This window comes from Roseateles sp. GW821-FHT09G09, from assembly GCF_059415965.1.
The window spans coordinates 375,253-388,881 of record NZ_JBWKOG010000005.1 but is presented as its reverse complement, the minus strand read 5'-3'; the positions used below and the strand labels follow the sequence as shown (position 1 = coordinate 388,881).

Annotated in this window: 12 protein-coding genes and 1 pseudogene; 6 read left to right on the top strand and 7 right to left on the bottom strand. The window is 69.2% G+C overall.

The window, feature by feature from the left end:
* Window positions 1-17 precede the first annotated feature (17 nt).
* Both AC07O8_RS15845 and AC07O8_RS15840 read right to left on the bottom strand, forming a co-directional pair.
* On the bottom strand, window positions 18-254 hold the full coding sequence (locus AC07O8_RS15845) for a tautomerase family protein (protein WP_495048940.1): 237 nt from the start codon (window positions 252-254) through the stop codon (window positions 18-20).
* A 39-nt stretch (window positions 255-293) separates the two neighbouring features.
* Window positions 294-1,019, bottom strand: a complete 726-nt coding sequence (locus AC07O8_RS15840; RefSeq protein WP_495048939.1) for an SDR family NAD(P)-dependent oxidoreductase — start codon at window positions 1,017-1,019, stop codon at window positions 294-296.
* Window positions 1,020-1,153: 134 nt separating this feature from the next.
* Between AC07O8_RS15840 and AC07O8_RS15835 the strand changes: the two genes are divergently transcribed.
* Window positions 1,154-2,056: a LysR family transcriptional regulator gene (locus AC07O8_RS15835; RefSeq protein ID WP_495048938.1), complete on the top strand. Its 903-nt coding sequence runs from the start codon at window positions 1,154-1,156 to the stop codon at window positions 2,054-2,056.
* Between the two features lie 93 nt (window positions 2,057-2,149).
* On the opposite strand, the gene AC07O8_RS15830 is transcribed toward AC07O8_RS15835, so the two are convergent.
* Window positions 2,150-2,989, bottom strand: coding sequence for a helix-turn-helix transcriptional regulator (locus AC07O8_RS15830; protein WP_495049104.1), 840 nt, complete (start codon window positions 2,987-2,989; stop codon window positions 2,150-2,152).
* A gap of 153 nt (window positions 2,990-3,142) precedes the next feature.
* Here AC07O8_RS15830 and AC07O8_RS15825 point away from each other — a divergent pair, with 153 nt between their 5' ends.
* Window positions 3,143-4,054 carry an SDR family oxidoreductase gene (locus AC07O8_RS15825; protein WP_495048937.1) on the top strand — a complete coding sequence of 304 codons (912 nt, stop codon included), beginning with the start codon at window positions 3,143-3,145 and terminating at the stop codon, window positions 4,052-4,054.
* Window positions 4,055-4,264: 210 nt separating this feature from the next.
* Here the strand turns inward: AC07O8_RS15825 and AC07O8_RS15820 are convergent, their stop codons facing one another.
* Entirely contained in the window at window positions 4,265-4,924 is a 660-nt protein-coding gene (locus tag AC07O8_RS15820; protein ID WP_495048936.1) for a peroxiredoxin, read from the bottom strand.
* A gap of 213 nt (window positions 4,925-5,137) precedes the next feature.
* Window positions 5,138-5,809 (bottom strand): PA4824 family protein, encoded by a 672-nt coding sequence (locus tag AC07O8_RS15815; RefSeq protein ID WP_495048935.1) that lies wholly within the window; start codon window positions 5,807-5,809, stop codon window positions 5,138-5,140.
* Window positions 5,810-6,254: 445 nt separating this feature from the next.
* Here AC07O8_RS15815 and katG point away from each other — a divergent pair, with 445 nt between their 5' ends.
* Together katG and AC07O8_RS15805 are read left to right on the top strand one after the other, a co-directional pair.
* The gene (gene katG, locus AC07O8_RS15810; protein WP_495048934.1) at window positions 6,255-8,450 is read left to right on the top strand and encodes a catalase/peroxidase HPI; all 2,196 of its coding nucleotides are present in this window, start codon (window positions 6,255-6,257) and stop codon (window positions 8,448-8,450) included.
* 176 nt (window positions 8,451-8,626) lie between these two features.
* The gene (locus AC07O8_RS15805) at window positions 8,627-9,271 is read left to right on the top strand and encodes a CAP domain-containing protein (protein WP_495048933.1); all 645 of its coding nucleotides are present in this window, start codon (window positions 8,627-8,629) and stop codon (window positions 9,269-9,271) included.
* A 780-nt stretch (window positions 9,272-10,051) separates the two neighbouring features.
* On the opposite strand, the pseudogene AC07O8_RS15800 reads toward AC07O8_RS15805, so the two are convergent.
* A pseudogene (locus tag AC07O8_RS15800) lies at window positions 10,052-11,251 on the bottom strand (helix-turn-helix domain-containing protein); the annotation flags it as partial.
* A 111-nt stretch (window positions 11,252-11,362) separates the two neighbouring features.
* On the opposite strand from AC07O8_RS15800, the gene AC07O8_RS15795 reads away from it, so the two are divergent.
* Window positions 11,363-11,605, top strand: coding sequence for a glutaredoxin family protein (locus AC07O8_RS15795; RefSeq protein WP_067278103.1), 243 nt, complete (start codon window positions 11,363-11,365; stop codon window positions 11,603-11,605).
* A gap of 92 nt (window positions 11,606-11,697) precedes the next feature.
* On the opposite strand, the gene AC07O8_RS15790 is transcribed toward AC07O8_RS15795, so the two are convergent.
* Entirely contained in the window at window positions 11,698-12,303 is a 606-nt protein-coding gene (locus AC07O8_RS15790; protein ID WP_495048932.1) for a chalcone isomerase family protein, read from the bottom strand.
* Between the two features lie 297 nt (window positions 12,304-12,600).
* Here AC07O8_RS15790 and AC07O8_RS15785 point away from each other — a divergent pair, with 297 nt between their 5' ends.
* On the top strand, window positions 12,601-13,629 hold the full coding sequence (locus tag AC07O8_RS15785) for a SphA family protein (RefSeq protein WP_495048931.1): 1,029 nt from the start codon (window positions 12,601-12,603) through the stop codon (window positions 13,627-13,629).

The window sequence follows — 13,629 nt, the reverse complement described above, 5'->3', positions numbered from 1 at the left end:
CGGTCTCCAGGGCCTCCCTAGCCCGGCGTCCCGGCCTGTCGGCGGCGGAATTCCGTCGTCGGCAGGCCGCCGACGCCCCAGTTTTCCAGCTCGACCTCGTCGATGACGACGAAGGTCGTGTGAGGCGGCTTGCCCATCACCTCGAACAGCAGATCGCTGACGCCCTGGATCAGGGCGGCCTTCTGCTCGGGCGTGGTGGCGCTGGCGCCGGGGGCGGTGCCCTCGCGGGTCACCTTGATGTTGACGTAGGGCATGGTGATTCCTTCGTTTGCTGGGACGCGAAGCGATCCTGCTCAGCGGCCGGCGTGCTGGCCGCCGTCGACGTTGAGCAGCTCGCCGGTCACGAAGCCGGCGCGCTCCAGGTACAGCACGGCCTCGACGATGTCGCTGATCTCGCCCATGCGGCCCATCGGATGCAGCGCGGCGAGGAACTCGTGCGTCTCCGGCGCGTGCATCGGCGTCTTGATCACGCCGGGACGCACCGCGTTCACGCGCACGCCGGTCTTGGCGTACTCGATCGCGAGCGAGCGCGTCACCGCGTCCAGGCCGCCCTTGGTCAGACCGGCCAGGCCGGTCGGCACGGCGGCGATCGGCTGGTCGACCAGCGTCGTCGTGATCGTCACGACGTGACCGCGCTTCTGCTGCAGCATCTGCGGCAGCGCCAGCTGCGTGACGTGGAAGAAGCCGGCGACGTTGACCGCGATCGCGTCCTGGAAGTCCTGCGGCGTGTACTCGACGAAGGGCTTGGCGATGAAGATGCCGGCGTTGTTGATCAGCGTGTCGATGCGGCCGAAGCGGTCGAGCGCGGTCTGCACGACGCGTTGCGCCACGAGGCGGTCGCCGATGTGGCCGGGCACGGCGACGATGTCCGCGTCGTCGCCCTGCTGGATGTGGCGGGAGTTGGCGACGACGGCGTAGCCCTGTGCGCGATACGCGGCAACGAGTGCGGCGCCGATGCCTTGCGAGGCGCCGGTGACGATGGCGACCTTCCGGGCGGACGTGCTGGGGATGTTGGACATGGAGATGCTCCTGTTCATGCGGGATCCGGAGGATCCGGGTGGGTGGATCACGCCGTGGCGATCGGAGAAACGTCCGGCGTTGGACGCAAGGTTAGGAGCCGTCCCTCCCGGGCGGTAGCCGCTATCCTGTCTCAATGGCTGATCAAAAACGCACAGGGTTCCGAGGCGGCGTCGACTGGGAGGACTTGCGGGTCTTCCTCGCGCTCGGCCGGCATGGGAGCCTGTCGGCGGCGGCACGGGCGCTCTCGGTGAATCACGCCACGATCTCGCGGCGCATCCAGGCGCTGGAGGACAGCCTCGGCGAGAAGCTCGTCGATCGCCGACCGGACGGCTACGCGCTGACGGCGGCGGGACGGCGTGCCCTCGCGGCGGCGGGCGACATGGAGTCCGCCGCGCAGTCGCTCGCGCGCGGAGGCGACGACGACGGCGCGGTGCGCGGACTGGTGCGGGTGAACGCGCCGCCGGCGCTGTCGCAGGGTTTCCTGATCGACCGGCTGGCGCGGCTCGCAGCGCTGCATCCGGGATTGGATCTGGACCTTGCGACGGACCTGCGCGCGGTGAGCCTCGATCGTCACAAGGCGGACATCGCTGTTCGTCTGACGCGACCCAGGGATGGCGACTTCATCGTGAAGCCGCTGGGCACGATGGGCTTCGGGTTCTACGGCACGCCGACGGTCTGCGAAGCCGTCGAGGCCGGCGCCGATCCCGTGTTCGTCGGCTTCGACGAAGAGAACGCCGACATGCCCGACGCGCTGTGGCTGGCGCAGCGCTTCCCGCGCTCACGCGTCGCGTTCCGCGCCAACAACCACATGTCGCAGGCGATCGCGGCGAGGACCGGCGCGGGGCTCGCCGTGCTGCCGCATTACATCGGACGGCAGGTGCCGGGGCTGCGCGCGTGCGCGCTGGAGCCTGTGCGTGAGCCGCGGGACATGTGGCTGCTGATCCGCGGCCAGGACCGCAAGGACCAGGCGATCCGCACGGTGGCGGATCACCTGCAGCAGGCGTTCGAGGAAGAGAAGGCGCTGTTCCTGCCGTGACCCCGTGATCTTGGGATGCCCTGATGCCCTGATGCCCTGATGCCCTGATGCCCTGATGCCGTGAGCGTCCGCGAGTCCGCGAGTCTGAGCGGCTCAGGTCGAGGCGAGTTCCTGCAGATTCAGCAGTCGGCGCACGCCGTCCTCGTCCTCGCGCGTCGCCGGCTGGTAGACCACCATGCCGAGGTCGGGACGCTGATCGACGGAGAAGGCCGAGTACTCGAAGGCGATGAGGCCGACGGTCGGGTGTCGCAGCCGCTTCACGCCTTCGCCGAAGGCCTTCACGTCGTGCTCGCGCCAGTAGCGCTCGAACTCGGGGCTGAGCGCGCTGACCTCGCGCACCAGCGCCTCGACCTTGGCGGTGTCGGCGACGCGCGCCGAGTCCGCGCGGAACGCCGCCACGACGAAACGCGCGACGCTCTCCCAGTCGTCCTGCGCAGCCCGCACGCGCGGGTTGCAGAAGATCAGCTTCACGATGTTGCGCTGCTCCGGCGGCAGCGCGTCGTAGTCGGTGAGCACGGCGGCCGCGGCGCGGTTCCAGCCGACGACGTCCCACAGCGGCGTCTTCACGATCGCCGGGCTCAGCGTGAGCGCGTCCAGCACACGCTGAAGCCGCGGCGTGATGCCGACGGCTTCTGGTGCGCGGAGTTCGGGTGCGCGACCGAAGGCGAGCTGGAAAAGATGCTCGCGCTCCACCTCCGTCAGCAGCAGCGCGGTGGCGATGCGCTCGAGCACGACCTCCGACGGCGCGCCGCCGCGGCCCTGCTCCAGCCAGGTGTACCAGGTGGGGCTCACATGCGCGCGTTGCGCGACCTCCTCGCGACGCAGGCCGGGGGTGCGTCGACGCGCCATCGGCAGGCCGAAGGCGGCGGGGTCGAGCCGCTCGCGGCGATCGCGCAGGTAGACGCCGAGCACCTTGTCCTTCGGCGTCTGCACGGCAACGGCCGCAAGCCCGGAAGGCGGCGGCACGGAGGGAAGGGGAAAGACGTTGTTCATCCTGTTAGCCGCCATACCTGGATAAGGTCACTACTACACCGGGATGGATTCTGCGTCGACGATGCGTCGCATCAACTTTCGAGGGTTTCTCTCATGCGCGTTTTCGTCACTGGAGCCACGGGCTTTGTCGGGTCGGCGGTGGTCGATGAATTGATCGAGGCCGGCCATCAGGTGCTGGGTCTGGCGCGGTCGGACGCGTCCGCGGAAGCGCTCGTGCGCGCGGGCGCCGAGGTGCACCGCGGCACGATCGACGATCTGGACGGCCTGCGTTCAGGCGCGGCGTCGGCTGATGCGGTCATCCACACCGCGTTCGATCACGATTTCTCCCGCTTCGCCGAGAACTGCCGACGCGATGGCGTCGCCATCGAGGCGCTCGGCGAGGCGCTGGCCGGATCGGACCGGCCGCTGCTGGTGACGTCGGGGCTGGCGATGGCGGTGTCGGGTCGGCTGGGTCACGAAGGGGATCCGTGCCTGCCGGTGTCCGACGGCTATCCGCGCGCGTCCGAGCCGACGGCGCTGCTGCTTGCGGCGCGCGGCATCAACGCGGCGACCGTGCGACTTTCACCGACGGTGCATGGCGCGGGCGATCACGGCTTCGTGCCCATCCTCATCGACCTGGCGCGGCGCACAGGCCGCTCTGCCTACATCGGCGACGGCCAGAACGCGTGGAGCGCGGTGCACCGGCGCGATGCGGCGGTGGTGTTCCGTCGGGCGATCGAAGCACCGAGGGCCGGTGCGCGCTGGCACGCGATCGCGGAGGAGCGGATTCCCTTCAAGGACATCGCGACGGCGATCGGCGAGCGACTCGGCGTGCCGGTGGTGAGCCTGTCGCAGGACGAGGCGCCGGCGCATTTCGGCTGGTTCACGAAGTTCGCCGGCTTGAACCTCGCGGCCACGAGCACCGTCACGCGTGAGGCGCTCGGCTGGACGCCGAAGCATCCGACGCTGCCGCAGGATCTGGATGACGCCGGGTACTTCGACTTGGCGCCGGACCGGCAACAGTGATCGGCAGACAGGGGTTGGCCCTCACCCCCACCCTCTCCCGCAAGCGGGAGAGGGAGCCCGACCGCGGTCTCTCTACCCCCTCTCCCGCTTGCGGGAGAGGGCAGGGGTGAGGGGCGCGCGCAGCGCGCGGGGTCTAGGCAGCCATGCGGCGCCTCTTACTCCGACTTGCGGGAGAGGGCAGGGCTGAGGGCCAGCGGCCTCACGCAGGCCTCACTTCGGCTGCTTGACGATGCGCAGGTAAGGCTTGGGCGCCTTCCAGCCTTCCGGGTAGATCGTCTTGGCTTCGTCGTCCGACACCGAGCCCGCGATGATCACGTCGTCGCCGTGCTTCCAGTTCACCGGCGTCGCGACGCGGTGCTTGGCGGTCAGCTGGATGGAGTCCAGCACGCGCAGGATCTCGTCGAAGTTGCGACCCGTGGTCATCGGATAGGTCAGCGTCAGCTTGATCTTCTTGTCCGGACCGACGATGAACACCGAGCGCACCGTCGCGTTCGTCGCCGCCGTGCGACCGTCCGACGTGCCCGGCTCCTCGGCCGGCAGCATGTTGTAGAGCTTGGCCACGGCCAGGTCGGTGTCCCCGATCATCGGGTAGTTCACCGCGGCGCCCTGCGTCTCCTCGATGTCCGCCGCCCACTTGGCGTGGTTCTCGACCGGGTCGATCGACAGGCCGATCAGCTTGGCATTGCGCTTGGTGAACTCGGGCTCGATCTTGGCCATGTAGCCCAGCTCGGTCGTGCACACCGGCGTGAAGTCCTTCGGATGCGAGAACAGGATGGCCCAGCTGTCGCCGATCCAGCTGTGGAAGTCGATCTCCCCCTGCGTGGTCTTGGCGGTGAAGTTCGGGGCGATGTCGTTGATGCGCAGAGACATGGTGGGCTCCAAGGTTGAAGGGGCCGTCGCCCGCGAAGGACGATCAGGCAAGCCGGGCGATTCTCGTCGTCAATCGCGCTGCCGGGGGCGTCCGGCAGGGGGAGCGACATTCTTGTCCTCCGGATCGACGATGGGCAGAGTCTGCCCAATGGCCTTACTCGACCAGCGACTTTACTCATGCGGGAAAAGAATGCCGCGCGGCCCCGCGCAGGCTCACTGACCGAAAGTCCAGTTCGCGCCTATCGTCCACCAGCCTTCCTTGGGCGCGCGGGCGGTCGCGGGACTCTTCGCGAAGCTCAGGTCCAGGGTCCAGCGCTCGTCCACCGTGCGGCGCAGACCGAGCCGCGTCAAGGGCCGCTGGCCGTCGTGGAAATGCTCGGCCAGCGTCTGCCAGGCCGGCGTCATCTGCCACTCGACGGCGACGCCGCGCTGGGTGCGATCGTCGGCGCCTCTCAGCAGCGTGCGTCCCAGGTTCAGATGGATCGCCAGGTCCTCGCGCGGCGTCCAGGTCAAGGGCACCAGCAAGGACTGCTGCGACCGCGGGGTCTGGTCTTGCCATCCCAGCGCGGCGACCAGGCCGATCGCCAGTTGCGGCTGCAGGGCGGTCGCCCACTTGAGTTGCACGCCGTGCACGTGGCGCGGCGAGGCGGCGCGGGCGGTCTCGCGGTCGGCGTTGATCCCGACCTCGACGCCGAGCAGATTGCAGCCGAGACCGGCATGCTGCAGCTGGCGGCGATCGAGGTTGGATCGCTCGGCCCAGAGTTCGAGGTTGCACTGGCCGGCGTCGTCGATCGCGGCGTCGTCGACGGCGTGATGTCCGCCGGCGGCGAAGCAGCGGAGGGGCAGCAGCAGGCCGGTCGCCAGGACCAGCAGGAAGAAACGCATGGGAAGACTCCTGCGCGCACTGTCCCGCACGCCGGTTGAGGCGTGATGACGGCGCGGTTCACGATGGATCGGATCGGATGAGTCGTCGCGTGGCGGCGACGGTTGCCTCGGAAAGGCGATCGATGCGACAGGAGGAAGAAGGCGGCACGACGTGGCGCACCACCGGAGCCGGGTCAGCGCGTCAGTCGTGCGGCGGCCGTTCCGGCTCGCGTCGCGAAGGGACTGGGGGAACTGTCCACGGGGGCTCCTGGGGATGAGAGGCGCGGATTTTGTCACCGGCATGACGGCGAAGGCAATCTCGACCCGCCCACGACATCGAGAAAACTATCGCTCCGATAAAACCGAACTGTTGCTGCGCACACTGAGCGAGTTCTAGACTCGTCCGCGCTCGCACGCTGTGGCGGACAAGCGGACTGTTCCCCAAGGCTCAACTCAGGAGGAAGACATGTCAGGCGAATCGAAGTGCCCGTTCTCGGGCGGAACCCACCACCACACGGTGGCCGGCACCAAGGGCAACCGGGACTGGTGGCCCGAGCAGCTCAATCTCTCCATCCTCTCCCTGCATTCGTCCAAGACGAATCCGATGAGCGAGGATTTCAAATACGCGCATGAGTTCCAGACCCTCGACCTCGACGCCGTCGTCAAGGACCTGAACGCGCTGATGACCGACTCCCAGGACTGGTGGCCCGCCGACTACGGCCACTACGGTCCGTTCTTCATCCGCATGGCCTGGCACTCGGCCGGCACCTACCGCGTGCAGGACGGACGCGGCGGCGCCGGGACCGGCGCGCAGCGCTTCGCGCCGCTCAACAGCTGGCCCGACAACGGCAACCTCGACAAGGCCCGCCGCCTGCTGTGGCCGATCAAGCAGAAGTACGGCCGCAAGCTGTCCTGGGCGGACCTGATGATCCTGGCCGGCAACGTCGCGCTGGAATCGATGGGCTTCAAGACCTTCGGCTTCGCCGGCGGCCGCGCCGACGTCTGGGAACCGGAGACCGACGTCTTCTGGGGGCCGGAGACCACCTGGCTCGGCGATGAGCGGTATGCCGGCGATCGCGACCTCGCGAACCCGCTGGCCGCCGTGCAGATGGGCCTCATCTATGTGAACCCCGAAGGCCCGAACGGCAATCCCGATCCGGCCGCGTCGGCGCGCGACATCCGCGAGACCTTCAAGCGCATGGCCATGAACGACGAGGAGACCGTCGCGCTGGTCGCCGGCGGTCACACCTTCGGCAAGGCGCACGGCGCGGGCGAGGTCCACCACGTCGGCGAGATGCCCGAAGGCGGCGACATCGAGGACCAGGGCCTCGGCTGGAAGAATGCGCTCGGCGAAGGCATGGGCGTGTACACGATCACCAGCGGCATCGAGGGCGCCTGGACGCCGACGCCGATCACCTGGGACAACAGCTACTTCGAGACGCTGTTCGGCTTCGAGTGGGAACTGACCAAGAGCCCCGCCGGCGCGCACCAGTGGACGCCCAAGGGCGGCGCCGGCGCGGGCACGGTGCCCGACGCGCATGACAAGACACGCAAGCACGCGCCGATGATGACGACGGCCGACCTCGCGCTGCGCGTGGACCCGGCCTACGAGAAGATCTCCCGCCGCTTCAAGGACAACCCGGCCGAACTGGCCGATGCGTTCGCGCGCGCCTGGTACAAGCTGACGCACCGCGACATGGGGCCGGTGTCGCGCTACCTCGGCAAGCTGGTGCCCCAGGAAGAACTGATCTGGCAAGACCCGGTACCCAAGGTCGACCATCCGCTGGTCGACGACCAGGACGTCACCGCCTTGAAGGCCAAGCTGCTGGCGAGCGGACTGACCGTGCAGCAGCTGGTGTCGACGGCGTGGGCCTCGGCCTCGACTTTCCGCAGCGGCGACAAGCGCGGCGGCGCCAACGGCGCGCGTATCCGCCTCGCGCCGCAGAAGGAATGGCCGGTGAACCAGCCCAGCGAGCTCGAGAAGGTGCTGAGCAAGCTGGAAACGGTGCGCAAGGAGTTCAACGGCGCGGCGGCCGGCGGCAAGAAGATCTCGCTGGCCGACCTGATCGTGCTGGGCGGCTCCGCCGGCATCGAGGCGGCGGCGAAGCAGGGCGGGCATGATGTCGTCGTGCCGTTCACGGCGGGACGCACCGATGCGTCGCAGGACCAGACCGACGTCGAATCGATGGGCTACCTGGAGCCCGCGGCCGACGGCTTCCGGAACTACATCCGCAAGGACCTGGTCAAGCACACGGCCGAGTTGCTGATCGACAAGGCGCAACTGCTGTCGCTGAGCGCGCCGGAACTGACGGCGCTGGTCGGCGGCATGCGGGTGCTCGACACCAACGTCGGCCACACGAAGCACGGCGTCCTCACGACCCGGCCGGGCACCCTGAGCAACGACTTCTTCGTCAACCTGCTGGACATGCGGACGCGCTGGCAGAAGTCGGCGAGCGAAGAGGGCGTGCTCGAAGGCCAGGACCGCACGTCCGGCGCCGCGAAGTGGACCGCCACGACGGCGGACCTGGTCTTCGGATCGAACTCGCAGCTGCGGGCGCTGGCCGAGGTCTACGCGTCCAAGGACGGCGAGAAGGTGCTGGTCAACGACTTCGTCAAGGCCTGGACCCGGGTGATGAACCTGGATCGCTACGACCTGATCTGAGTGGACGAAGGGGCCGCCTGCCCGGGAGGGTGGGCGGCCCTTTTTTTCGGGAGCTGTAGGCAATTTGGCTACGGTGTAGGCAAATTGGCTACACCAGGTCGGGCTCAACCCGGGGCGCTGACCCTTTGCAACGTTTGGTTCCAGAAATCTTTCCAGACGTTTCCTAAGATACCTGGATGGACGTCCCTTCCAACAAGCCGGCCCACCGGCAGCTCCCTACTTCGATGATCGTCGCCGCCCTCCTGGCGTTGGGTCTGGGTGCGTGCGGCGGCGGAGGCAGCGATGCACCGGCGGCCGACCCCGTCACGACGCCCACCAGTCCCACCGATCCCACGAACCCGACCAACCCCGGGCCGACGGATCCTCCGCTGGTCGCCGGCACCTGCGACCTGCCCAACTTCAAGCAGGACCTGCTCACCCGCATCAACGCGCTGCGCGCCGCGGGCGCCAGCTGCGGCACCTCGGGGAACTTTCCCGCCGTGGCGCCGGTGGTCTGGAACGACAAGCTGACGGCGGCCGCCGACGGGCATGCCCTGGACATGGCGGCGAAGAACTACTTCAGCCACGACAGCCAGGACGGCCGCAGCTTCTCCACCCGCATCACCAACGCGGGCTACACCTGGTCCGCCGTCGGCGAGAACATCGCCGCCGGGCAGGGGACCGTCGAGGCGGTCATGACCTCCTGGCGCAACAGCGCCGGCCATTGCGCCAACCTGATGTCGGCGAGCTTCGTCGACGTCGGCGTCGCCTGCCGTCCGGCGGCCTCCTTGGCCAACACGTACAGCAAGTATTGGGTCATGGACCTGGGCAAGGCGCGCTGAGGCTCAGGCGCGCGCCGGTCGCCGCACCGCCCGCAGCTTGCCGCTGCCCCCGCAGCCGCAATAGAACAGCCCGGCGCCGTCCGACTCCAAGCCGCTGACGCCGACATTCGCCGGCATCGCCAGACGCTCGATCACGGCGCCGTCCGCGGGGTCCACGCGGCGCAACTCGCTCTCGTCGCCCTCCCAGGTGCCGTGCCAGAGTTCGCCGTCCACCCAGGTGACGCCGGTGACGAAACGGTTGGACTCGATGGTGCGTCGCACCGCGCCGGTCTCCGGATCGATCTGCACGATCTTGCGGTCGCGGTACTGGCCGACCCACAGGCTCCCCTCCGCCCAGGTGAGCCCCGAATCGCTGCCTTGCCCCGACGGCGCGGGGATCGTTCCGACGACGCGCCCGCTGGCCGGATCGATCTTCTGGATCTGCGAATCGGCGATCTGATAGAGGTGTCGTCCGTCGAAGGCCGTGCCGGCGTCCGCCGCGCAGGGCAGGGTGCGCTGAACGTCGCCGCTGGCCGGATCGATCGCGAGCAGGCCCAGCGCCGTGGCGGCCCAGACCCGGTCGCCATCGTGGCTCACGCCGTGGACGGCGGGCGCGCCGGGGTAGGGGCCGAACTCGCGGACGATCTCGGCCGCGCGGGCTGCGGGCAAGTGTGCGTTGGACGCCATGCGGGCCTCGGCTTGGGGATCGCAGGCGGCGGAATTGGAAGCAGTCATCGTCATCTCCTGTACGGCGAAACCGTCGCCGCATGGATCGCAATCTATCCAGCCGGCGGCTGAGCGGGGGAGTAACAAGATCGTCGCGATTCCCGTCATCGGCGGCGCCAGCCAGCGCTTCGCGCGGGCCTGGCCGAGTGCGCGCACGCGCCCCGCGGCCCCGAGCTCCGCGAGCGCGCGCTGCACCGTCCGCTGGCTTGCGCCGAGCGCCATCGCCAGCGCCGACGTGGACCAGGCCGCGCCATCCGCCAGCAAGGCCTGCAGGGAGGCGGTCTCGCCTTCCGTCGGCGGTACCAGCAGACTGACCGCGCGCTCGCCGTCCACGCGCAGCGCGAAACCGTCTCGCGTCGCTTCGATGCGGGCGACGGGATCGATCAGCGCGCGAAGGCGGCCCAGCTCGACGCGCAGGCGTGCGCGGTGGGTCTCGTCGGGGTGGCGGGTCCGGAAGGCCCGCAGGATGAGCGTCGCCCGATCCGCGTCGCCGGGCCACGCTTCGGCCAGCACGCGGGCCAGCGCGAACAGCACGGGCCGTCGCGCGAGGTCGACGGCCAGCCCCGCGCTGCGGATCGCGCGCCGGCAGGCGTCGATGACCAGCATCGGGGAGGCGAGCAGCGCCTCGACCTCCTCGAGTCGCAGCGCACGCACCTGTCCGCCATCGATGCGTCGCGCGGCCGGGTGATCGAGCGAGGCGCGCAGATCGTTCGCCTCCGCCGTCAAGGCCGGCACGCCGGAACGCTGCGCGGCGACGAGCGCGCGCTCCACGGCGAGCTTCGCATCGCCGCTTCGCAGCGCACGCATCGCGAGTTCCGCCGCGGCCAGGCCGACCATCGCGCCGAGCAAGGGCGGTGCGCCGTCGACGTCCTCCGTGGGGAGTGCTTCAGCGGCCTCGTCGAGGCGGCCCAGCAGGATCAGGCGACGCGCGGCAATGAGCCGGGCCTGCACCGCATTTGCGCGGTCCTCATGGGCGGCCAGCGTCGCCGCGGCCTGCAGCAGCGGGCGCGTCGGATCGCCGAGATCGCGCATCGCCAGCGCGACCTCCGCTTCGGCCACGATGCAGCGCGCGCGGGCGACGGCCTCCTTCGGTCCGAAGGCCTTGGCGGCTTGGCGCAGTAGCTCGCGAGCGCGGGCGTGTTCGCCGAGCTGCGCCATCGCGATGCCGCGCAGCGCGAGCGCCGGCGCATCGTCGCGCAGGGCCACCCGTTGCAACGCGCTCAACGCATCCCCGGCGGCGAGGAAGCGGGCGGCGGCGGTGATCAGGGCGTCCATGGGCCCGCAGCTTAAGCGCCGGTGACAGCGGCCGACCGGCCTTCCGATCCCCCGGGGTCAGGGAGACCCCTCGTCGGCAGGTGGCGGGGGCCACGCATACACTCGTGCCCCATGGAACTGAAGATCGTCGTCTATTCGAAGTCCGCCTGCCCGCAATGCGACACGGCGAAGAGTCTGCTCAAGGCCCGCGGGATCGAGTATCAGGAGATCCTGATCGACGACGAGGCCGAGCGCCTGGCCTTCTACGAGAAGTGCGGCCCGTCCGTGCGGCAGATGCCGCAGGTCTTCATCAACGACCAGCGCGTCGGCGGTGTGACAGGCCTGCAGGCCGCGCTGAAGCAGCTGGGCCGCTGAAGCAGTCGGACCGCAAGCAGTCGGACCGCAAGCAGTCGGGCCGCTGACGCCGTCGGGCGGCGGCCCGGGGAGCGCCGAAGCGCTCCCGGCGATCACTTCGCCGGCGCGATCCCCAGCAGGCCGTCGCGCGTGCTGCCGCGGACCTTCGGGCCGATCCACACCTTCATCATCATCGGGAAGAAGCTCTCGCCCTGGATGGTGTCGCCGACCTTCTGGCCGTTGACGCTGAACTCCGTCGTCTGCTTCGCGGGGTCGTAGTCGATCGTGACCAGGTCGCCCTTGAGCAGCTTCGCGCGGTTGCCGAAAACGACGCCCAGCTGCGAGGTCTGGATGATGTTCTTCGAGAACTCCTCCGCCGCGTTCTGGCGGATGCGGTCCAGCATCGCGTTGGCCAGGTCGCGCGAGGACACGTCGCGCATCATGTAGAAGGTGATGCGCTTCGCGCCCTTCTCGGCCACGGCGGCTTCCATCGTCGTCTGCTTCTTCGGCAGGTAGAAGGCGACCGCGGTGGAGCGCGTCGACAGGATGCTCGAGGTCGCCGCGCCGTTCAGCTGCAGCGTCTGGTTGTGCAGCAGCGCCGTGTCCTGGAACTTGAAGCCCTCGACTTCCACCTCCGCCGCGAAGGCGAACGAGGACATCGCGGCGAGGCCGATGAACAGGGCATTCCGGACGGAGCGGGTGAAGGTGGAACGTTGCATGGGGAAGTCTCCTCGCAGTGACGCGTCGTGTTGTGGGGTTGAGCCGCGAGCCGACCGGACGCGGTGGCGAAAAGTGGCGTGGCTCATGGCGTCGCGAGTTCGAGCCGATGGTGACGGCGATCGCGGGGCGCGGTGCGGACCGGATTAAAGCGCGGCGGGTTGTGGCGCGTCAGCCCCGGAATCTGGGGCCGTGCCTCTAATCCCGGCTCCGATGTGACGAATGGCACAAGCCCCGGCCAGTTCCGCTGGCACGATGCGCCCCGATTCGAAAATCCAGAACTCCCCGGAGGGATCCCCGTGTCCATCGACCTTCTCCGCGTGCGCCCGTCCGCGCTCGCCGCCGCCCTCGTCTCGCTGGTCGCCATCACCGGCACCGCGCACGCCACCGAGAACAGCCAGGTGCGCGCGCTGCTCGGCGCGCCGTCCTATGAAATCTCGACGCCGCAGTTCCCCGGCGTCTACCTGCAGACCTGGTACCAGCACTATGAGGCCGACAAGCTGCGCGACGCCGACGGCAACACGCCGACGCGCGCGCTGACGATCCCCGGCGTCGGCACGCTGCCGCTGACGGTGAACGGCTCGATCAAGGCCGACGTCTTCGTGCCGCGCCTGACCTGGGTCACCGAGAAGATCGTGATGGACGGCCGCCTGGGCTTCTCCGCCGCGTTCCCGCTGGTCAAGCAGACCAACGACTTCACGCTGACCACCGTGCTGCCGGCGGGCCTGCCGCCCACGGCCGTCGCGCAGATCAACCAGCAGCTCTCGGCCGCCGGCAATGCGCTGTCGGGCACGCGCAGCGGCCTGGCCGATCCGGAACTGGCCGCCTACATCGACTGGCAGCAGGACGAATCGCGCGTCGCGCTCGGCGTCGCGTTCAACCCGCCGATGGGGTCGTACGACGCCAGCCGTGCCGTCAATCCGGGCGCGGGCAAGTACTGGACGTTCAAGCCGCTGCTGGTCGCGTCGCGGGTGTGGGAGAACGGCTTTGCCGTCGGCCTCCGCGCCACGTACTCGATCAACACGCGCAACGACGACACCGGCGTGCGCTCCGGCCAGTACCTGCATGCGGACTGGTCCGGCACCTACAACGTCAATGACCAGTGGAAGGTCGGCGTGCAGGGCTACGTGCTCAAGCAGTTCACCGCCGATCGCGGCGGCGATGCCGGTGCCAACAAGGTCCAGGCGCTGTCGGCCGGTCCGCTGGTCGCCTACCTGGCGGAGAGCGGCGAGTGGGGCGTCGACTTCAAGGTGATGAAGGAGTTCTCGGTGCGCAACCGCCCCGAAGGCACCATCACCTGGCTGCGCCTGAACTACCGCCTGAACTGA

Bases quoted from the DNA above. Each gene is read 5' to 3' on its own strand.
- AC07O8_RS15845 (WP_495048940.1), bottom strand. From the start codon at position 254: ATGCCCTACGTCAACATCAAGGTGACCCGCGAGGGCACCGCCCCCGGC.
- AC07O8_RS15840 (WP_495048939.1), bottom strand. From the start codon at position 1,019: ATGTCCAACATCCCCAGCACGTCCGCCCGGAAGGTCGCCATCGTCACC.
- AC07O8_RS15835 (WP_495048938.1), top strand. From the start codon at position 1,154: ATGGCTGATCAAAAACGCACAGGGTTCCGAGGCGGCGTCGACTGGGAG.
- AC07O8_RS15825 (WP_495048937.1), top strand. From the start codon at position 3,143: ATGCGCGTTTTCGTCACTGGAGCCACGGGCTTTGTCGGGTCGGCGGTG.
- AC07O8_RS15820 (WP_495048936.1), bottom strand. From the start codon at position 4,924: ATGTCTCTGCGCATCAACGACATCGCCCCGAACTTCACCGCCAAGACC.
- AC07O8_RS15815 (WP_495048935.1), bottom strand. From the start codon at position 5,809: ATGCGTTTCTTCCTGCTGGTCCTGGCGACCGGCCTGCTGCTGCCCCTC.
- katG (WP_495048934.1), top strand. From the start codon at position 6,255: ATGTCAGGCGAATCGAAGTGCCCGTTCTCGGGCGGAACCCACCACCAC.
- AC07O8_RS15805 (WP_495048933.1), top strand. From the start codon at position 8,627: ATGGACGTCCCTTCCAACAAGCCGGCCCACCGGCAGCTCCCTACTTCG.
- AC07O8_RS15795 (WP_067278103.1), top strand. From the start codon at position 11,363: ATGGAACTGAAGATCGTCGTCTATTCGAAGTCCGCCTGCCCGCAATGC.
- AC07O8_RS15790 (WP_495048932.1), bottom strand. From the start codon at position 12,303: ATGCAACGTTCCACCTTCACCCGCTCCGTCCGGAATGCCCTGTTCATC.